General features: G+C 67.0%; 16 protein-coding genes and 1 pseudogene. 11 read left to right on the top strand and 6 right to left on the bottom strand.

Annotated features, from left to right (window positions below; all coding sequences use genetic code 11):
- Positions 1-459: 459 nt before the first annotated feature.
- Positions 460-1,497 (bottom strand): Bug family tripartite tricarboxylate transporter substrate binding protein, encoded by a 1,038-nt coding sequence (locus AC1DQR_RS31800; protein ID WP_477134425.1) that lies wholly within the window; start codon positions 1,495-1,497, stop codon positions 460-462.
- Positions 1,498-1,702: 205 nt separating this feature from the next.
- Complete coding sequence (locus AC1DQR_RS31805; protein ID WP_477134426.1) at positions 1,703-5,515, bottom strand: SNF2-related protein; 3,813 nt, start codon at positions 5,513-5,515, stop codon at positions 1,703-1,705.
- A 210-nt stretch (positions 5,516-5,725) separates the two neighbouring features.
- On the opposite strand from AC1DQR_RS31805, the gene AC1DQR_RS31810 reads away from it, so the two are divergent.
- From AC1DQR_RS31810 to AC1DQR_RS31835, 6 genes are all read left to right on the top strand, one after another.
- A complete protein-coding gene (locus tag AC1DQR_RS31810) occupies positions 5,726-6,646 on the top strand; it encodes a branched-chain amino acid transaminase (protein ID WP_477134427.1) in 921 nt (306 codons plus the stop codon).
- A gap of 120 nt (positions 6,647-6,766) precedes the next feature.
- Positions 6,767-6,961 (top strand): zinc-finger domain-containing protein, encoded by a 195-nt coding sequence (locus tag AC1DQR_RS31815; RefSeq protein ID WP_006158072.1) that lies wholly within the window; start codon positions 6,767-6,769, stop codon positions 6,959-6,961.
- 121 nt (positions 6,962-7,082) lie between these two features.
- Positions 7,083-8,105, top strand: coding sequence for a lipopolysaccharide heptosyltransferase II (waaF, locus tag AC1DQR_RS31820; protein ID WP_183034520.1), 1,023 nt, complete (start codon positions 7,083-7,085; stop codon positions 8,103-8,105).
- Between the two features lie 57 nt (positions 8,106-8,162).
- Entirely contained in the window at positions 8,163-8,603 is a 441-nt protein-coding gene (locus AC1DQR_RS31825) for a YybH family protein (RefSeq protein WP_150991864.1), read from the top strand.
- Positions 8,604-8,676: 73 nt separating this feature from the next.
- Positions 8,677-9,744, top strand: a complete 1,068-nt coding sequence (locus AC1DQR_RS31830; protein WP_477134428.1) for a YheT family hydrolase — start codon at positions 8,677-8,679, stop codon at positions 9,742-9,744.
- 115 nt (positions 9,745-9,859) lie between these two features.
- Positions 9,860-10,453: a DUF2946 family protein gene (locus tag AC1DQR_RS31835; RefSeq protein ID WP_416047669.1), complete on the top strand. Its 594-nt coding sequence runs from the start codon at positions 9,860-9,862 to the stop codon at positions 10,451-10,453.
- Between the two features lie 35 nt (positions 10,454-10,488).
- Here AC1DQR_RS31835 and AC1DQR_RS31840 read toward each other — a convergent pair whose 3' ends face one another.
- On the bottom strand, positions 10,489-12,204 hold the full coding sequence (locus tag AC1DQR_RS31840; RefSeq protein ID WP_477134429.1) for a beta-barrel assembly-enhancing protease: 1,716 nt from the start codon (positions 12,202-12,204) through the stop codon (positions 10,489-10,491).
- A 190-nt stretch (positions 12,205-12,394) separates the two neighbouring features.
- Between AC1DQR_RS31840 and moaC the strand changes: the two genes are divergently transcribed.
- From moaC to AC1DQR_RS31865, 5 genes and pseudogenes are all read left to right on the top strand, one after another.
- Entirely contained in the window at positions 12,395-12,877 is a 483-nt protein-coding gene (moaC, locus tag AC1DQR_RS31845; RefSeq protein WP_416047667.1) for a cyclic pyranopterin monophosphate synthase MoaC, read from the top strand.
- 212 nt (positions 12,878-13,089) lie between these two features.
- Positions 13,090-13,506 (top strand): hypothetical protein, encoded by a 417-nt coding sequence (locus tag AC1DQR_RS31850; protein WP_416047666.1) that lies wholly within the window; start codon positions 13,090-13,092, stop codon positions 13,504-13,506.
- A gap of 60 nt (positions 13,507-13,566) precedes the next feature.
- A pseudogene (locus AC1DQR_RS31855) lies at positions 13,567-13,635 on the top strand (cyclic pyranopterin monophosphate synthase MoaC); the annotation flags it as partial.
- A 244-nt stretch (positions 13,636-13,879) separates the two neighbouring features.
- On the top strand, positions 13,880-14,338 hold the full coding sequence (locus AC1DQR_RS31860) for a hypothetical protein (RefSeq protein WP_416047665.1): 459 nt from the start codon (positions 13,880-13,882) through the stop codon (positions 14,336-14,338).
- Positions 14,339-14,505: 167 nt separating this feature from the next.
- Positions 14,506-15,003 (top strand): YMGG-like glycine zipper-containing protein, encoded by a 498-nt coding sequence (locus tag AC1DQR_RS31865; RefSeq protein ID WP_477134446.1) that lies wholly within the window; start codon positions 14,506-14,508, stop codon positions 15,001-15,003.
- A 34-nt stretch (positions 15,004-15,037) separates the two neighbouring features.
- Here AC1DQR_RS31865 and AC1DQR_RS31870 read toward each other — a convergent pair whose 3' ends face one another.
- The 3 genes from AC1DQR_RS31870 to AC1DQR_RS31880 all read right to left on the bottom strand — a co-directional run bounded on the left by AC1DQR_RS31870 (position 15,038) and on the right by AC1DQR_RS31880 (position 18,565).
- Positions 15,038-16,909, bottom strand: coding sequence for a PglL family O-oligosaccharyltransferase (locus AC1DQR_RS31870; protein WP_477134430.1), 1,872 nt, complete (start codon positions 16,907-16,909; stop codon positions 15,038-15,040).
- Between the two features lie 109 nt (positions 16,910-17,018).
- Positions 17,019-17,489: a pilin gene (locus AC1DQR_RS31875; protein ID WP_416050433.1), complete on the bottom strand. Its 471-nt coding sequence runs from the start codon at positions 17,487-17,489 to the stop codon at positions 17,019-17,021.
- Positions 17,490-17,869: 380 nt separating this feature from the next.
- Complete coding sequence (locus AC1DQR_RS31880; RefSeq protein WP_174428683.1) at positions 17,870-18,565, bottom strand: TerC family protein; 696 nt, start codon at positions 18,563-18,565, stop codon at positions 17,870-17,872.
- Positions 18,566-18,840: the final 275 nt, after the last annotated feature.

An 18,840-nucleotide genomic window follows, 5' to 3' on the forward strand; every position in this document is an offset into this window, starting at 1 on the left:
CGCTCGCGCCGGTATGGCAGGGCATCAAATGGCAGGGCGCCCGCCGTCAGAGACAAAACCACGAAACCACCAAGGCAGGCAGGATCGTGGCGCTGCGCACCGCGAACGGCAGATGCCCGAACGCGCACCGAGCAAAGCGATCAGGGGCACCACCACGTGACCATTGGGTCATGCAGTTTCGATGCCCTCCAAGCCGATATGGCAAAGGCCAGCCAACACTCCGGGCCGTACGACGCATCCACTGCCCCACATAAGCCTGATTGCTCTGCCCCCGGCAGGGCGGCTTTCTTTTCGTTAGTTTTCTTTGCCGGTCAAAGAAAAGTGACCGGCAGCCCCCGCAGGGGGATGTCGTATGGCTCTTGGGTTCAACAACCAACGCCGCAGCAAATCAAAGCCAAATCAAACAGCAAGATCCAACGGTTCTGCCCTTGCGCCCAACAGCCAACAGCCAACAACTTATCAATCAATAGACGCCCCAACACTCCTAACCACCCCCGCCCACTTCTGCCGATCCGCCTTCACAGTAGTCCGGAACTGTTCAACCGTCTCGATCCGCGGCGAATTCCCCGCCTCGATCAGTTTCTGCCGGATCGCCGGCGTTTCCAGCGCGACCTTGACCGCATCGTTGATCTTCTTGCTGATCTTGGGATCCAGCCCCTTGGGGCCGAAGAAGCCAAACCAGATGGTGCTGTTGAAGCCGGGCAACCCGCTCTCGGCGATCGTCGGCACTTCGGGAATCACCGCCACACGGTTCTTGGTGGTCACGCCAAGCAGCCGCACCTTGCCGGCGCGATACTGCGGCAGCACGCTCTGCACCTGATTAAAAATGCAGCAGACCTCGCCCTTGAGCACGGCTTGCAGCGCATCGGGGCCGCCCTTGTACGGCACATGGACCATATCCAGGCCGGCGCGCGCGTTGAATTCGGCGAAGGCCAGGTGCGTGCCGGTGCCGTTGCCGGTCGACGCGTAGTTGTACTTGCCGGGGTTGGCCTTGACCTTCTCGATGAACTCCTTGACCGACTTCACGTCGATCACGGCGGGGTTCACGGTCAGCACGTTGGAGACTTCCACCAGCGGCGCGACGGGCGTGAAATCGGCTTCGGCGTCGAACGGCAGGCTCTTGTACAGGGCCGGGTTGATGCCGTGGGTGGCGGCGGTGCCGAGCAGCAGCGTGTAGCCGTCGGGCTTGGCATGGGCCACCACTTCGGAGGCGACATTGCCACCGGCGCCGGGGCGGTAGTCATAGATGATGGTGGCCTTGAGCGACTTCTGCAGCGATTCCTGCAGCGTGCGTCCCACCATGTCCACGCCGGAACCGGCGGTAAAGCCCATCAGGATGGTGATCGGCTGGGTCGGCCAGGCCGGGTCCTGCGCGCGGGCCGGTGCGGCCAGCGTGCCTAGCGCGGCCAGCAAGCCAAGGCCGGCTGCCAGGCGGGAAGCACGGAACGAACGGGACTGGAAAGCGGACGAGATGCGGCGGGTAGCAGTGCGGAACATGGGGGTACCGTCGAAAAAAAGGAATGCGGGTCGGGGCTGCCGGCCGGGGTCTGGCGCCCCGGGCCAAAACAGCAAGATACCAACGATCCGCCGCATTACCAACGATGGAGTTCGCTTGAAGGTATGCCATGTTGGTATAAGCAGACATGGACCGGGGTCCCGCCGCCGTCCGCACAGGTGAAAGGCGAAGGCGCCCCTTGCACCCCTAGCTGCGCAACAGCCCCACCAGTTCATCGATGTCCGGCAGCGCCGCCGCCGTGCCGATAAAGCCGGCCCCGCCGTCCTCGCCCGCTTCCAGGATGCCATCGGCCAGCGCGCGCTTGCCGTGATGCAGCGTGAGGATGCGTTCCTCGATGGTGCCCGCGCTGATCAGCCGGTAGACGGTCACGGGGCGCTGCTGCCCGATGCGGTGGGCGCGGCCCATGGCCTGGTCCTCCGCGGCCGGGTTCCACCAGGGGTCGGCGATGATCACGTAGTCGGCGGCCGTCAGGTTGAGGCCGAAGCCGCCGGCCTTCAGGCTGATCAGGAAGACATCGCCCTCGCCGGCCTGGAACGCCGCCACGCGCCGCGTGCGCTCGGCCGCCGGCGTGGCGCCGTCAAGGTACTGCCAGGCTAGGCCGGCCTCGTCTAGCCCCTGGCGCAGCAGTTGCAGGAAGTCGACGAACTGGCTGAAGACCAGCGTCTTGTGCCCGTTGGCGGCCAGCTCGCCTGCCAGTTGCACGAAGGCGCGCACCTTGGCGCCCGCCTGCCCGAGTTCCAGTTGCAGCTCGGGCGTGACCAGGCGCGCGTCGCAGGCGGCGCGCCGCATCCGCATGAGTTGCGCCAGCACATGGATGCGCGCCTCGGCGGCGGGCTGGCCAGTGGCGGTCTTGCGGGCCTTCGGGCCTTTGACCACGGCCTCGGCTTCGGCGAGGGCCTGGCGGCGCAGCGCTTCGTAGTGGGCCGCCTCGATCGGGTCCTGCTCGATGCGCAACACCAGCTCGGTGCGCGGCGGCAGTTCGTCCAGCACCTGGGCCTTGGTCCGGCGCAGCACGAACGGCGCGATCATGCGGCGCAGTCGCTGGGCCGCCTCGCGCACGCCATTGCGCTCGATCGGCACGGCGAAGTGCTCGTTGAAGCGGACCAGCGAGCCGAGCAGGCCGGGGTTGCAAAAGCGCATGATCGACCACAGCTCGGCCAGCCGGTTTTCCACCGGCGTGCCCGACAGCGCCATGCGGAAATCGGCCCGCAGCTCGAACACCGCCTGCGAGCGTTTGGTGGCGGCGTTCTTGAACGCCTGCGCTTCATCGGCCACCACCGTGTGCCACTCGCGCTGGCAGAAGGCGTCGCGCGCCTGCAGCAGCAGCGTGTACGAGACGATCACCACGTCATGCGGGCCGGCCTGTTCCAGCAAGGCCGCGCGCTCGCCCTCGGCATAGATGTGCACGCGCAGCGTCGGCGCGAAGCGCCTTGCCTCTTCGGCCCAGTTGCCGCACACGGAGGTCGGCGCGATCACCAGCGCGGCGCCGCCGTCAGCGCGCGCCAGCATCACGGCGAGCGCCTGCAGCGTCTTGCCCAGCCCCATGTCATCGGCCAGGCAGGCGCCGAAGCCGGCCTCGGCGAGCGACATGGCCCAGCGGTAGCCGTCTTCCTGGTAGGGCCGCAGTTGCGCGGCCAGGTTGGCCGGCAGCACGGCGTCGCTGTTGCGCGCCCGGCGCAGCCGCGCCACGCGCTGGCGGAAATGCTGGTCGGGGTCGATGCCGGCGCCGGCCAGCACGTCGTCCAGCCAGGGCGCCGCCATCAGCGGCACCTTGATGCCATCGGGCACGTTGTGCGCCACGCTGGCCAGGTCGCGCAGCCTGGCGCGCAGGCTGCGCGTGAGCGCCACGTACACGCCCTGCCCCATCGGCATGAAGCGCCCGGCATGGCTGCCGGCCCAGGCCAGCAACTGGCCGAGCTGCAGCACCAGCCCCTCGGCCACGCCCAGTTCGCCGACCAGCTTGAACCATTCGCTTTCGGTTTCGATATGCACCGCCAGTTGCGGGATGTCGGCGCCCACCACGCGGATTTCCTTGCCCCGGGGCCATTCCACCGCCAGCACGGCGGGCAGCCCGGGCAACTGCTCGACCGCCGACAACGCTTCCTCCGGGTCGGCCAGGGTCCAGTCGTATTCGCCGCTTTCGGGCGAGCGCGGCACCAGGAAGGGCAGCGCGTCGAACACTTCCGCCACGCTCGCCAACTCAGCCTTGAGGTCGCGCACCGTGGCCAGGCTCTCCCCTTTGACCGCCGCCATCAGCCGCTCGCGCCCGCTGCCCGGGGCCAGCCGTGGCCCAAGGGGGCCCAGCGGCGTCACCACCAGGCGCAGCGAAAGGCCTTCGCCCAGCGGGGACAACTCGGCGCGCAGCCGGCTCTCGGTCTCGAGCTCGCGGGCGCTGCCGTCGTGGTCGGAGTGCACCTGGAAATGACCGGACAGCGCGCGCAGCGTGGCGTCAAGCTGCGCATGGGCCTCGGCCGGCACCGCCAGCCCATCAGCGATCAGTTGCGCCGCGCCCTGCTGCGCGGGCGTGAGGCGAATCACGCGCAGGCGCTGCGAGCCTTCGCGCAGCACGGTGATCTGGCGCAAGGCATCGGCGTCCGCGCGGCTGCCGGCGGGCAGAAAGCTGTCCATCGCCGGAGCCTCGCGCACCGGGGGCGAGACCCGCAAGGTGTAGCGGGCGCCCTGGCGCACCACTTCCAGCGTGGGGGCGCCCTCCACCACTTCCAGCGTCTGCTCGGGCGCCTGCGCCAGCACCACGCCCGGATGCCCGACCAGCGCCAGCATGGCGGCGGCGCGATCGAGCACGTAGCGGCGGTGATAGGACTGGTCGCGGCGCACCGCCCGGGCGACACGGGCGTCCCACGGCTCCAGCCGGTCGTCTTCGGCAAGGCGGGCCAGCGGCACGGGGCGCGGCTTGCTCCAGCCGCGCGCTCCGCGCTGCTGCTCCAGCGGCTCGATGGTGCCGACCGCGCCGTCGGCGTCGATGGTCAACGCCCACAACAGGCGGCTGGCGCTGGCGCCGTCGGGCGCGCGCGTCTCGCCCGCCAGGGCCTGCAACGCTTCGAGCGCGAGCCGCCAGCTTTCCTGGCGCTGGCCGGCAAAGAAAGCCTGCGGCACCGGCTCGCCCGCTTCCAGCGCCAGCGCGGCGTCCAGTTGCTGCGCGAACCAGTGCAGGCCGCAGCCTTGCAGGCGCGCACGCAGAGCCGCAACGGCCTCGGCGCGGGCGGCCGCCGGCTGGCGCCGTCCGCTGGCTTGCTTCACGTCGCCGAGCCAGGCGCGCAGCAGCACGCGCCAGAACTGCGCGAGCGGCGGCACCTCGGGGCGCAATTCGAACGCGGATTCGTCCAGCCGCGCATCCCCCTTGTGCACGGCCAGCACGTGGCACCACAGCCCCCAGCGCTCGGTCGGCACCGGGCTGCGCGTGCCCGCTTCCGCCTGGCAGAACCTGCGGGCTTGTTCGAGGTGGGCCGGCGTGCGCTGGGCCAGCAAGGACAGCGGGTAGCAAGGCGCCAGCGAGGGCGGCAACAAGCCGGTACGCTGACGGCTTTCAGCCCGTAGCCGCTTGAGCGCGGCCTCGAAGCCCGCCTGGGCGGCTGGCCAGGCGCCTTCCTGCAAGTGGGCAAAAGCACGCAGGGCGTCGCCATCGCCGCCCGCATCGCCCGTCGTGGCTAGCAAGGCAAGGGCCGCCGGGCGCTCGCCGGCGTACAGCCGGCCCTCGGCCAGCGCGGTGCGAATGGGAACCGGCAGCGCCTGCGGATCGTCGGCGTGGCGGGCCAGCCCGTAATCCAGGTAGGGCTGCAAGCGGGGATCCCAGTCGAAATAGAGACAGTCCAGGATCGCCAGCAAGATGCGCCAGCGCCAGGGTGGCACCACCCGGTCCAGCAACGCGGCGTCGCCGCTGGCCAGCGCCGCTTCCACCAGCATTTCGGCGCGCTCGGCTCCCTGCCCCCAAGGCGCCAGCATTTCGCCGATCGCCGCCTCCGAGGCGCCTGAGAACAGCATCTCGCGCAGCCGCCTGGCGTGCACGCGGGCTGGCGATTCACGATGGGAGGCGGAGGGTCCAGACGGCGGCGGCAGGGTCACGGGCGGCAGTGGCGGCATACACAATGTGACGATTTTAGACCCCGGCGGGCCCGCGCCCGCGTTGGCACAGGGGGTCCCGGGGTTTACAATGTCTCTTTTGCACGGCTGGCGGCGCGCAGGGAGTGAACCATGTCGATGGCGGATCGCGACGGAAAAATCTGGATGGACGGCAAGTTGATCGAATGGCGCGATGCCAAGGTCCATGTGCTGACCCATACCCTGCATTACGGCATGGGCGTGTTTGAAGGCGTACGTGCCTACAAGACGCCGGCCGGCACCGCGATCTTCCGCCTCAAGGAGCACACCCGCCGCCTGTTCAACTCGGCCAAGATCTTCCAGATGCAGATGCCGTTCGACGCGGCCACGCTGGAGGCCGCGCAACGCGAGGTGGTCAAAGCCAACCAGCTCGAGTCCTGCTACATCCGCCCGCTGGTCTGGATCGGCTCGGAAAAAATGGGCGTCTCGGCCAGGGGCAACACCATCCACGTGGCGATTGCCGCGTGGCCGTGGGGCGCCTACCTGGGCGAGGAAGGCCTGGAGCGCGGCATCCGCGTCAAGACGTCTTCCTTCACCCGCCACCATGTCAATGTATCGCTGGTGCGGGCCAAGGCCAGCGGCTATTACATCAACTCGATCCTCGCCAACCAGGAAGCCACCAGCATGGGCTACGACGAAGCCCTGCTGCTGGATACCGAAGGCTACGTCAGCGAAGGCTCGGGCGAAAACGTGTTCGTGGTGCGCGACGGTGTGATCTATACGCCTGACCTGGCCTCGTGCCTGGACGGCATCACCCGCGACGCCATCCTCACCATCGCCCGCGATCTGGGCATCGAGGTGCGCGAGAAGCGCATCACGCGCGACGAGGTGTACTGCTCGGACGAAGCCTTCTTTACCGGCACCGCGGCCGAAGTCACGCCGATCCGCGAGCTCGACGACCGCGTGATCGGCGAAGGCCGCCGCGGCCCGGTGACCAAGCGCGTGCAGGACGCCTTCTTCTCGGCGGTCGGCGGCACCAATGAACAATACAGGCACTGGCTGACCGTGGTCTGACACCACCCCGGGACCCGAAAGCGCGCCAGGCAATCACGAACCGCTTAACCGTTTAACCAGTCATACTTCAGTCCATCCAAAAGACTCAAGATTAAAAACGAAAGCCATCCCCGCAACACCATGACGCAAACCGCCTCCCTGATCGAAATCGGCGCGGAAGACCTTCCGCTGCACTGCCCCACCGGCAACACGCCGACCTGGAACTACCACCCGCGCGTCTTCCTCGACGTGACCGACACCGGCGAAGTGAAGTGCCCGTACTGCGGTACCGTCTACAAGCTCAAGCCCGGCACCGTGATCAAGGGTCACCACTGACACGGCCCACGCTTGACCGCACCACCCCGATGCTCCGGCCCGCCCTGCGGCGCGCTGGAGCGTTGGCGTGCGTGGCGCGCGCAGCTTGCGCCACGCCCACCCTTCCGGCAGCGCCCCATTCATGAAAAAAGCCCTCGTCATCGCCCCCAACTGGATCGGCGACGCCCTGATGGCGCAGCCGCTCTTCACCCTCATGAAAGCGCGCCATCCGCGCCTGCAGATCGACGCCCTCGCCCCTAAATGGGTGGCGCCGGTGCTGGCCCGCATGCCCGAGATCCACCAGGTCTTCCCCAGCGAGCTGGCGCACGGCAAGCTGCAGCTCTCGGCCCGCCTGATGTTCGCCCAGCAGCTCAAGAACGAAGGCTACGACGCAGCCTATGTGCTGCCGAATTCGCTCAAGTCCGCGCTGATCCCCTGGCTGGCCGCTATCCCGCTGCGCGTCGGCTATCGCGGCGAAGCCCGCTTCGGCCTGCTCAATATCCGCCACGGCAATCCGCCCCGCGACCAGCGCCCACCCATGGTGGAGCACTACGCGCGGCTGGCGCTCAAGCCCGGCGCCCGCCTGCCGGAGAACCTGCCCGAGCCGCGCCTGCGGACCGATCCGGTGCGCATGGCCAAGACTGCGGAGCGCTTTGGCATTGCGCCGCAGACGCGCCTGATCGCGTTCTGCCCGGGCGCGGAGTTCGGCCCGGCCAAGCGCTGGCCGGCCGCGCATTTCGCCGAGCTGGCACAGATGCTCAAGCGCTCGTTCCCGTATGCGCAAATGGTCACACTGGGCTCGCCTAAGGACGCCGAGATCGCCGACGAGATCGTCAAGGCCGCGCCTTTCGTGCGCAACCTGTGCGGCCAGACATCGCTGGACGATGCCGTCGACCTGCTAGCGATGTCGGAAGCCGCCGTGTGCAACGACTCCGGCCTGATGCACGTCACCGCGGCGCTGAACCGGCCCCAGGTGGCGGTGTTCGGCTCCAGTGACCCGCGCCATACACCCCCGCTGTCGCAGGCTGCGAGTATCATGTGGCTGCAGCTCGAATGCAGTCCGTGCTTCAAGCGCGAGTGCCCGCTTGGCCACCTGCGCTGCCTGAAGGACATCGAGCCCGAAATGGTGTTTGTGGAGCTTCGCAAGCTCCTGCACCGGGCCTGAAGCGCTGACCCGCCGTTCGTGTTTATCCGGCCAACGAATCCCTGAGCCCAGTCCACCATGCCTCGTTTTGCCCGCCTGTTCGATTCCGCCGAAGACATCGTAGAAGCCTTTCGCGAGGCCATGAAGCTACGCGATGCCGACGGCGCGCTGCGCCTGTGGCTGGATGAGGACTCGGTTACCTGCGTGATGCCGGACGGCCAGCGCCTGATCGGCCATGAGCACCTGCGCCAGGCCTTTGCGCAGCTGCTGGACGTACAGCCGGTGCTGATCGACGTGATCGAGACCAGCAGCCATACCTCGATGGGCGTCGCCATCTTCGACGTGACCGAAGCCCTGCGCTTTGGCGACGACCGCGTCGAAGCCGACCTCTATGTGCACACCACCTATGTGCTGATGCAGAACCACGAGGGCTGGCGCCTAGCGCACATCCATTGCAGCCCGGCCAACGCCGCCCAGGTCGCGACCGTGAGCACGGCGCCAGGCCAGGCCCTCCACTAGGATTGGACGCGCGCGTGACGGGCTGGCCGGCCAGTCACGCGCGCGTCGCTTGACCGCCTATCGCCTTGCAGGCATGAGCCAGCTTCCGCCTTCGCACCACCGGCCCGCGCCGGACGACCTCCGCGCCACCGACTCGTTCGGCGGCGGCCGCCGCATGCCCTGGTGGCTCGCCGGCGGCCACGCCCAGACCATCATTCCGGCGCGCTTCACGCAGCGCCCGCCGCGCGTGGCCTTCAAGCGCGAGCGCTGGACCACCCCGGACGATGACTTCGTCGACCTGGACTGGACCACGCACCCGGTCACGCCCGATACCCCGCTGCTGGTGATGTTCCATGGCCTGGAGGGCGACTCCGGCAGCCATTACGCGCAGGCCATGATGCATGCGCTGGCGGCGCGCGGCTGGCAGGGCGTGATCCCGCACTTTCGTGGCTGCTCGGGTGAGCTGAACCTGGCGCCGCGCTTCTATCATTCGGGCGATGCCGAGGAGCTCCGCTGGATCCTGGAGCGGCTGCACCGGCAGTACTGCGGCCACGGGCGCAAGCTGCTGGTGGTGGGCATTTCGCTCGGCGGCAATGCCCTGCTGCGCTTGCTGGGCGAACAAGGCAGCGCCGCGGGCCATATCAGCGCGGCGGCATCGGTCTCGGCGCCGCTGGACCTGGCCGGCGGCGGCGCAGCGCTGTCGCAAGGCTTCAACATGCTGTACACGCGCATGTTCCTGCAGACCCTGAAGCGCAAGTCGCTGGCCAAGCTGAGCCAATATCCCCGGCTGTTCGACCGCGAGGCCATGCTCGCCAGCCGGGACCTGTACGCCTTCGACAATATCGTCACGGCGCCGCTGCATGGCTTTCGCGATACCGATGACTACTGGGCGCGCGCCTCCAGCAAGCCGGTGCTTGGCGAAATCAAAGTGCCCACGCTGGTGCTCAACGCGCGCAACGATCCCTTCCTGCCGGCGCGCCACCTGCCGGGCCCCGCTGATGTCAGCCCGCAGGTCTGGCTGGAGCAGCCCGAGCACGGTGGTCACGTCGGTTTCATGACACCGCGCGAAGATGGGCTGCGCGCGCTGCCGGTGCTGCCCTTTGCCGGGCATATCGAGTGGCTGCCAGCGCGCATCCTGCGGTTCTTCGACGCCGTGGCTTAGCGCATCGGATCAGCGCCGTGGATTGAATTTCGGGCCGCACCCGCGGCTCAGCGTCACCAGAACGAATGCGAGCGGGATGCCCGGGCACGGGCGGTCCCGCAAGGAGGCACCGAAGATGGATGAGACAGTCAAGCAAGCCATGGCCCGCTGGCCCAACGTACCCAACTGCTACGGCTGGCTGGCGCTGGACCGGCGCGGGCAATGGCGCATGCGCAACGAGTACGCCCAGCAGCACGGCCTGTCCGGCGACCCGATCCGCCACGAGGCGCTGATCGCCTTTATCGAGCGCAACTACCAGCGCGACGAACGCGGTGGCTGGTATTTCCAGAACGGCCCGCAGCGCGTGTTCGTGTCGCTGGCCTATGCGCCGTGGATCGTGCGGCTGCACCAGGGCAAGCTGCACACCACCTCGCAGCGCGCCTTCACGCTGCACGGCTGCCATGCGGACGAGCACGGCAACGTGGTGCTGGTGGGCACGGTGGAAGGTGAAAGCGGCGGCCGCCTGCAAGCCGCGCTGCTGCACGACCACGACCTGGATGGCTTTAGCAGCGCCTGCACCTGGCATGGCGAGGCCTGCGGGGCCAATCTCGGCGTGTTTCATTTCAACGGCGCCGACGTGCAGATCGAGCCGATCGCCGAGGACGAAGTGCCGGCGCGCTACGGCTTCGTGCGCCAGCCGCAACCGCCTGCGGGTGAACAGGCGACCTGAGCAGGCGGCCTGAGCAGGCGGCCTGAGCCTGGGCGTCAGTTAGGCATGCCCTTGTTGTCCTGCTTTTCCTCGCGGTACTGGCGCTCGAGCTGGTGCAGCCGCGCATCGACTTCCGACAGCGTGTAGAAATCGCCGTCGCCCGCCTTGCGGGCGATCTGCAACTGCTCGATGGCGGCCTGGTAGGCGCCATCCACGGCGTACTTCTCCGCCAGCGCCTGGTGCTGCTGTACGCGCCGGCCCTGCGCGGCGTAGGCCCGTGCCAGCATGTCCCACCACTCGGAGCGGGCAATTTCCTCGCGCGTGCGCTCGCGCAGGAAGGTCACTGCCTGGTCCGTGCGGCCGGCGTCGAGCAAGGTCGCGGCATAGCTCAACGCCAACGCGTGCGACAACGGGAACGCCTTCATCGACGCCGCAGCCTGGTTCAGCGCGTCCTGCTGGCGGCGCTGGGCACGCGCCAGCTCGATCGCCATCACATCCAGCATGGGGCTGCCCGAGGTAGCGCCCGGGATCGTGCCGTACAAGCGGCGGGCTTCGGCCAGCGACTGCTCGGCCGCGGCGTTACGGCCCAGCCGCTGCTCGGCGAACGCGATGCCGTAGTGGAGCGCGGGCAGGCGCACCGGCGAGGCTGACGCCAGCTGCGTCTGCAGCGCCGCGCGCGCGTTCTGCAGATCGCTAGGCGAGGTTTCCTGCAGGATGCGGGCGCGCATCCGCGCGAACTCATACTCGGGCGTGCTCGCCACGTGGCGCACCGCCACATGGCTCACGCGGTCCTGCATGTCGGCGATGCGCTCCGAGGTGAGCGGGTGGGTGCGCACATACGACGGCACCGAGCTTTCCGAAATCCCCATCACGCGCTGCAGCCGCTTGAAGAAGTCAGGCATGCCCTGCGGGTCAAACCCGGCAGCGGTCATGATCTGGAAGCCGACCCGGTCGGCCTCGCGCTCCGCGCCGCGCGAGAAAGACAGCTGGTTGGACACCGCCGCCGCCTGCCCGCCCATGGCCAGCGCCGCGGCCGCGTCGCCGCTCTTGGTGGCGGCCAGCCCGGCCAGCACCATCGAGGCCAGCGCGATCCACATCGACTGGTCCTGCGTGGTGATGCCGCGCGCGATATGCCGCTGCATCACGTGGCCGATTTCGTGGCCCAGCACCGAGGCCAGCTCGGACTCGGTATCGGATTGCACCAGCAGGCCGGTGTGCACGCCGATATATCCGCCAGGCAACGCAAAGGCGTTGATGGTGCGGTCGCGCACCGCAAACAGCTCGAACCCCGTGGCAAAGGTGCCGGCGCCGGTGGAGCCGGAGATGTTCTGCCGGCGGGCCGCCTGCACCAGGCGATAGCCAAGCGCGTTCAGGTAATCGGCCAGCAGCGGATCGGACACGTAGTCCGGGTCGCGCCGGATGTCGCGCATGATGCGGTCGCCCAGGCGCCGCTCCATGTCGGGCGTGAGCGACGCGGTGGACGGATCGCCCAGGTCGGGCAGCTGCACGCCGGAGGTCTCCACCACGGTGTTGTTGCTGCGCAAGCCGAAATCGGATTTCTGCCCCGCCTTCACGCTGCGGTTCAGGTTGTCGTAGACCTGGTCGCTGCCGTCGCGGCTATCGCTCCCCGGTGCGGCCGCGGCCTGCGCCGCGGTACGCGTGGGGTCGTTGAGCAGCAGGCGCTGCTGGGGCCAGGCCGGCAGCGCGATGGTCAGCGCCACCAGCGCCACCAGCGAGCGGCGGGCAAAGCCCACGGGAGTCCTGGAAGTCATGAGGCGCGCCTGACGGGCAGGCGAGGAGAGCGCTCCGGCGAGCGTTTGGTTCTTGCGCATGTTGCTATGATAGCGGCCTCCGGAAGCCATTCCCATCGGGCGTCGCCCGGTCTTGCCACGCCCTGCCCCGGCATGCGCGGCAAGCGCATCCGTCACGCATTCATTCCCCCGCATCCGCCAGGTCCACGCCATGAGCCAGCTCACCCATTTCGATTCCGCCGGACAAGCCCATATGGTCGACGTCGGCGCCAAGGCGCACAGCCACCGCGTGGCCATCGCCACCGGCACCATCACCATGCTGCCCGCCACCTTTGCGCTGGTGCGCGACGGCACGGCCAAGAAGGGCGACGTGCTAGGCATTGCGCGCGTGGCCGCCATCATGGCCACCAAGCGCACCGCTGACCTGATCCCGCTATGCCACCCGATCTCGCTCACCAAGGTGGCGGTGGACTACGCCATGGACGAGGCCAGCGCCACCATCCGCTGCACCGTGCGCACCGAGACCCACGGCCAGACCGGCGTGGAAATGGAAGCGCTGACCGGCGTGCAGGTGGCGCTGCTGACCATCTACGACATGTGCAAGGCGGTGGATCGCGGCATGGTGATGGGCGACGTGAAGCTGCTGGAGAAGCATGGCGGGAAGTCGGGGGATTGGGTGGCGGAAAAGATCTAAGCATCTGATTTCATTCAACCATCTTCAGGCGCAAGGATGGCGCTTCGTGCCCATTGAAGTGTTTTTTGGCGAAACGAAACAAGGACCATCACGCATGAGTGAGTCTCATCGCTTCCTGCCGACAAATGCTCTGCATCAATGTTTGAAGTTCGCAAAAACTCGGCCCGAACTGACACTTCAGAACGCTGACAGCATTGCGGGGTATGTGATCTATGAGCGCGGCTAACATCGTTCTTGCGCTGTCAGCATTCTTGTCGATGCAGTGCGCGCATGCGTGCATGCCGGGCAAGAACATCGACGTTTACTTCGCGTCCAACTCAAGTGTCGTGACCGCATCCGAAATGCTCCGCCTGGCAAACTGGATGGTCGATCAGCGCATCAAGTACCCGAGGCAACAGGCCATCACGCTCGGGGGCTATGCCGAGGAAGGCGAGAGTAGCCCCAAATCTCTGGCGGCGGAACGTCTCCATGCGGTCGCGCGTACCTTGAAAGAGACGAACTTCAATCAGGTGCCTGTGCAAGAACACGTTGGCGTGTACAGGCCGGGCGATGTGAGCAACGGGAGGCGTGTCGAAATCTCCCTGCTTCCGGCCTGCCCTAACGAATGTTGCGGGCCAAGCGGAAAGTAGAAGAATCCACAGCGATGAGCGATGCAGTTCGCGGCATCGCTTCCGAAGTCGACGTGCTGGGCCATTGCACGCGTGGCCGCCATCATGGCCACCAAGCGCACCTCAGACCTGATCCCGCTATGCCACCCGACTGAGCAGGCTGCCCGGCACCCGCCGCATGTGCCTGATCCGCATCGCCGATGTGAGCCACCTTTCTTGTCAATCCTGACACAGTCCCGCGCCAGCGCCGCTTCCGCTGTAACAAGCGTAACGCCGCATTTCGCCAGAGGGCGGCGCGTCGCGGCTTGCGGCAAATTGGTATTCAATGCAGTTTAGGGGGCGCAAGCTGCGCTGCCGGCGGAACCACGTTCCGCGTCGATCCAAGGTGGGCAACATGAACGGGCGTAGGGTTGGCCAGCTTTTGCTGGTGTTGGCGGCGCTGGGCGCGAGCGGTACCGCGCTGGCGGGAAGAGGTGGCGGTGGAGGCTGGCACGGTGGTGGCGGATGGCACGGCGGCGGTGGCTGGCATGGCGGCTGGCACGGCGGCGTAGGCGTCTATATCGGCCCCGGATTCGGCTACGGCTATGGGTGGGGCTACCCCTACCCGTACTACTACCCGCCCGGCTACGCCTATGGGCCCGCGGTCGTCGGGGTACCTGCGGCGCCGACGCAGTACATCGAGCAAGGCCAGGACGGCACGATGGACATGGACATGGACAGCGGCGGTGTCGCGGCACCCGCGCCCCAGCAGCAGGCGTTTTGGTATCGCTGCGCCCGGCCGGATGGCTACTACCCGTACATCAAGGCCTGCCCCGGCGGCTGGCATAAGGTGCCGGCACAGCCACCCGCCTAGCGCCTGCTGCTTGCCTGATGCCCACCTGATGCCTGACAGACAGGCAAGCTGAATGCCCGAAGCGCTCACGGCGCGGCGCGCCGACGCGCGCGGACCATAATCGATGACCGAGGTACCGAGGTGCCGAGATGAACGTCCTTAACCACTTCAACCGCCCCAGCCTGCCAATGCTGCTGAGCCTGCCGCTCGCGGCGATGGTGCTGGCCGGATGCGCGGTGATGCCCAGCGGGCCAAGCGTGATGGTACTGCCGGGCACCGGCAAGAACTTTGACCAGTTCCGGGCCGACGATAACAACTGCCGCCAGTTCGCCTTCGGACAGGTGGGCGGCGTTACCGCCAACCAGGCGGCCGCCAATAGCGCGGTAGGCAGTGCCGTGGTGGGCACCGCCTTGGGCGCGGCGGCCGGCGCGGCCTTCAATGGCGGCACGGGCGCGGCGGTGGGTGCCGGGGTCGGCCTGCTCACAGGCGCGGCGGTAGGGGCGGGCAATGCCCAATATGCCGGCTATGGCAGCCAGCGCCAGTACGACGCGGCGTATGTGCAATGCATGTACGCAAGCGGCAACCGGGTGCCGGTCTACGGCCATATGGCCTCGGCCCCGCGTCCGGTGGCCGCGCCGACGTATTACTATCCGCCACCACCGCCCCCGGGCTACGCGCCGCAATAACCCGGCGCGGCGCAGCTTGGGGAGGCGGGGAGGCTCACTGCGGTTTGTGTTTGGCGCGCAGCTGTACCCAGTCGCAGAAATCCCGCGGCCGCGCCGCCGCGTCGACTTCAGCGCAGGCGCGGGCGAGTTCCGCGAACTGGTTAGCCTCATCCCCCGCAAAGTAGAAGCGCAGGCGCTCCAGCCAAGCCCGGGCCTGCACCGGGTCGCCGGTCAGCGCCATCAGCCAGGCGGTGCGCGAGATCAGTGTCGGAGTGGGTAGCAGGTGTACCGCGGCGATATGGGCGCCAAGCAACTGTGCGGCGTTCTCCGGCGTGATCTTGGCCTCCTCGATCGCGTCTGACGCGGCAGCCTGCCGGAACCAGAAGTTCGGCATCGGCAATGCGGCCCGGCGCTCGGCACGGGCGTACTCGCGCGCCTCCGCACGGCGGTAGTCCTGCCACATGGTCGTCAGGATGGCTGCCGCCACGCCAGCGAATGCCAGGCCCGCCAGCACGGCAAACCCGCGCGGCCAGCGCAGGCGGCCGAACCCCGATGGCTCCAGCCAGCCCAGCATGAAGCAGAACGGCAACACAAAATACAAGTAGTGCAGCGGGTACTCCAGCATCGAATGCGCGCACAGCATCGCCAGCCAGGTCAGCACCAGCCCCGTCTGCGCGCGCTCGCGCGCATCCCCGCGCCACAAGCGTTGGCGCGCCACGCGCCATAGCCATGCCAGCAGGCTCAGGAACACACCTGCCGCGCCGATCACGCCCATCTTGGCCAGCATATCCAGCACGGCATTGTGCGCATGCAGCGACATCTCGACTTTCACGCCCACCTGCGCGAGCTGCTGGAACTGCGCCCAGCCATACTCACCCCAGCCCACCCCAAGCCATGGATGAGCGCGGAACATCGCCCACGCGTGCGCCCACATCGCGGCGCGCCACGAGAGCTGATCCCCCCCCTGCAGCTGCGCCACGGTATCGAAGAGGTGCCAGTCCATTGCCTGCCCGGCGCTCTTGATCGCCGGCTGCAAGACCAACAGCAAAACCACCATGGCCACCGCGGCAAACGCCAACCCGGCGGGACGCCGCATGGGGTTGCGCCCGGCGTGGCCGGCGCGCTGCATGCTGCCTGCGAGCCCGCCCAGGTCGCCCGGACCGCCAAACGCCGCCCCGCCCCGCGCCATCCAGGCGGCCACCAGCGCATACACCGCGGCCAGCCCCACATGCAACACACCGGTGCGCGAGCCAGACAGCACGATGCCGCTCACCAACAGCAACGCCGCCGCCAGCCAGGCCGGCACCCGCAACCACCCCCGCGCCGCCAGCCAGACCGCCGCCGCCAGCGCGATGCCCGCAACCGTAGCCTGGTGATTAGGCTGGTTCAGGTTGCCCCACAAGCGGCGGTTGTCATCGTAAAAGTAAGTGGACACCATCCCCAGCGTGTCCGGCTCCAGGCCAAACACCTGCACCCATTGCGCCAGCGTACCCAGCAACCCGGCCACCAGCCAGGCGATGGCCAGCACATCCACCATCGCCTGCCGCTCCACGGACGACGCGGCACGGCCCTGGCGCCACGCAGCCCACATCACCGCGGCGCCCAGCGCCAGCGAGAGCTCAGTCAGCAACCGGCTGCCCGACACATCGGCCATGCCGGTCAGCGTTTGCGTGATGCCGGTGGCGATCAGCCAGAGGGGAAAGAGAATGATCCAGGGGAACTGGGCGGGAGCCGCCTGGTAAGCCGTGCCCCTGCCTTGCCGCTGTGCCAAGGCGCCCAGCACGATGACGGCAAGCGCAAACAGCAATGCCGAAGTCCATTCGCCATAGAAGGTGGCAAGCGGAAGCGTGTGCCGGGAGACCAGCAGCGGTAGCGTGACGGCTACGGCCAGGAAGCTGAGAGGGATGGCTGACCGGGAGGGCAGCATGTGGGGTGCCTTGTTATGCCTTGTAGGCAGAAGGCGGATGATAGCTTGGGGAGCAGGGAAAGAAAAAGCGCCCGAAGGCGCTTTATGTGTGCGACACAAAACGTGCCTACTACGATTTCTTGAAGTAGTTCGTTACCAGAGTGTCGGTACTAGTTGAAGTCGGAGTCCAAGTAACGTTGGTGCTGTTGACCGTGGGCGTGAAAGTCACGGTCTTAGTATCAATCGTGGACGCCTTAATGTTTGCCATCGTAACAACGATAGCGCCAGCGCCAGCAGCGCCGGCTGCCACGCCCGTAACGGAAAGTGCAGAACACTCGTTTGTGGTAGCTGGAGCACCCGACAGGCCCAAGCCGGTCCAATCGTCCGTGGTAGTAGGAAGCGTTCCGTTCGTCTGAGCATAAAGCGCAACGGCCAACTTCAGTGGCTCTGCGCAGGCAGCGACCTTGGACAGTTTCGCTTTGACGGTATAGTCCTGATACTGCGGAATAGCGATCGCAGCCAAGATACCAATAATCGCAACCACGATCATCAGTTCGATCAGCGTGAAGCCCTTCTGGACTCGGCGGCCCAGTTTTTTCATTTGTTGCACCCGTTGTTGCATGATTGACCCCTCGAAGGAATTTTGGATACAAATCGAAACATCTTGTTTCATGTGATGCTGTACGTTCTTAGCACTTAGCGTGCCAGCGCCGCCAAGTCTTGATGTCTCGTCGGCGAGTGACAATTTTCGCCACTTCGGGCCCTTCCCGGTGTTGATCCCGCGCAAATTTTGTCACTAAGTATGACGTGGCGGKTCAGTAAACCCGCACTTTGGCTTAAGTCAGTCTCAAACCGCACTGAAATCACCGCCATGTCTGCAGCATGGCCTGCGCTACAGCCCAAAAACAAAACGGGCGGCTCCCGGGCCACCCGTCTGTCCGGCAGCGCCCCAACGGGGCACCACCTCATCCACAAAGCCCGTCAGGCGGTCTGTGGCGCCCGCTTGCTCAGCAGCTTGCCAACCACCACCACCAGCGCGGCGCCGATCACGCCGAACACCAGGTGGGCATGCGGCACGTGCATCTCGAACCATGCGGCATCCACCGGGTCGCTGACCAGCATTTCACCGGCCAGGTAGCCCAGCAGCGCGGCGCCCAGCACGATGATGATGGGGAAGCGGTCCATGACCTTGAGCAGGATGGTGCTGCCGAACACGATCAGGGGGATCGACAGGCCCAGGCCCAGGATCAGCAGCATCAGCTGGCTGCCTTCCGGCCCCTTCTGCGCCGCGGCGGCCACGGCCACCACGTTGTCGAGCGACATCACCAGGTCGGCGATCAGGATGGTGCGGATCGCGGCCCAGATGTTGTCCTTGGCCGAGTGGCCTTCTTCGTCGTCATCGCCGGTGAGCAGTTGCACGCCGATGTAGACCAGCAGGATGGCGCCGACGATCTTCAGGTACGGCAGGCTCAGCAGCTTGACCGCGGCTACCGTCAGCACCACCCGCATGATGATGGCGGCGGCGCTGCCCCAGAAGATGGCCTTCTTCTGCTGGGCGGGCGGGAGGTTGCGGGAGGCCAGCGCGATCACCACGGCGTTGTCGCCGGATAGCACGATGTTGGTCAGGATAATGGATCCCAACGCGATCCAGAAAGCGGTGGAGGACAGCAGTTCCACGGTAAAGCTCCTCGAGTTTCTTAAATTATGATTCGAACGCCACATTGCGCCACCAACAACTGTGCCGCATGCGGAATTTCGGATGTCTGAGTCTTCAGACATGAAGATTTACCGTATCAAGCTTTCGATTCGGTTTCAATCGGCATGTCGCGCACCTTGGGAGATACCCTAGGTAACGGTACTCCAGAATGACATGCCCCCGCACGGAGGCGGGGGCATGGAGAGCCGGTGTGCGGTCGCAGTCACGCGAGCGCTCCGGCTCCGGCAAGCTTTCC

It is taken from the genome of Cupriavidus sp. 05L411, assembly GCF_056398045.1.

Coding starts and splice junctions, on each gene's coding strand:
- AC1DQR_RS31800 (WP_477134425.1), bottom strand. CDS start 1,497: ATGTTCCGCACTGCTACCCGCCGCATCTCGTCCGCTTTCCAGTCCCGT.
- AC1DQR_RS31805 (WP_477134426.1), bottom strand. CDS start 5,515: ATGCTGTTCTCAGGCGCCTCGGAGGCGGCGATCGGCGAAATGCTGGCG.
- AC1DQR_RS31810 (WP_477134427.1), top strand. CDS start 5,726: ATGTCGATGGCGGATCGCGACGGAAAAATCTGGATGGACGGCAAGTTG.
- AC1DQR_RS31815 (WP_006158072.1), top strand. CDS start 6,767: ATGACGCAAACCGCCTCCCTGATCGAAATCGGCGCGGAAGACCTTCCG.
- waaF (WP_183034520.1), top strand. CDS start 7,083: ATGAAAAAAGCCCTCGTCATCGCCCCCAACTGGATCGGCGACGCCCTG.
- AC1DQR_RS31825 (WP_150991864.1), top strand. CDS start 8,163: ATGCCTCGTTTTGCCCGCCTGTTCGATTCCGCCGAAGACATCGTAGAA.
- AC1DQR_RS31830 (WP_477134428.1), top strand. CDS start 8,677: ATGAGCCAGCTTCCGCCTTCGCACCACCGGCCCGCGCCGGACGACCTC.
- AC1DQR_RS31835 (WP_416047669.1), top strand. CDS start 9,860: ATGGATGAGACAGTCAAGCAAGCCATGGCCCGCTGGCCCAACGTACCC.
- AC1DQR_RS31840 (WP_477134429.1), bottom strand. CDS start 12,204: ATGACTTCCAGGACTCCCGTGGGCTTTGCCCGCCGCTCGCTGGTGGCG.
- moaC (WP_416047667.1), top strand. CDS start 12,395: ATGAGCCAGCTCACCCATTTCGATTCCGCCGGACAAGCCCATATGGTC.
- AC1DQR_RS31850 (WP_416047666.1), top strand. CDS start 13,090: ATGAGCGCGGCTAACATCGTTCTTGCGCTGTCAGCATTCTTGTCGATG.
- AC1DQR_RS31860 (WP_416047665.1), top strand. CDS start 13,880: ATGAACGGGCGTAGGGTTGGCCAGCTTTTGCTGGTGTTGGCGGCGCTG.
- AC1DQR_RS31865 (WP_477134446.1), top strand. CDS start 14,506: ATGCTGCTGAGCCTGCCGCTCGCGGCGATGGTGCTGGCCGGATGCGCG.
- AC1DQR_RS31870 (WP_477134430.1), bottom strand. CDS start 16,909: ATGCTGCCCTCCCGGTCAGCCATCCCTCTCAGCTTCCTGGCCGTAGCC.
- AC1DQR_RS31875 (WP_416050433.1), bottom strand. CDS start 17,489: ATGAAAAAACTGGGCCGCCGAGTCCAGAAGGGCTTCACGCTGATCGAA.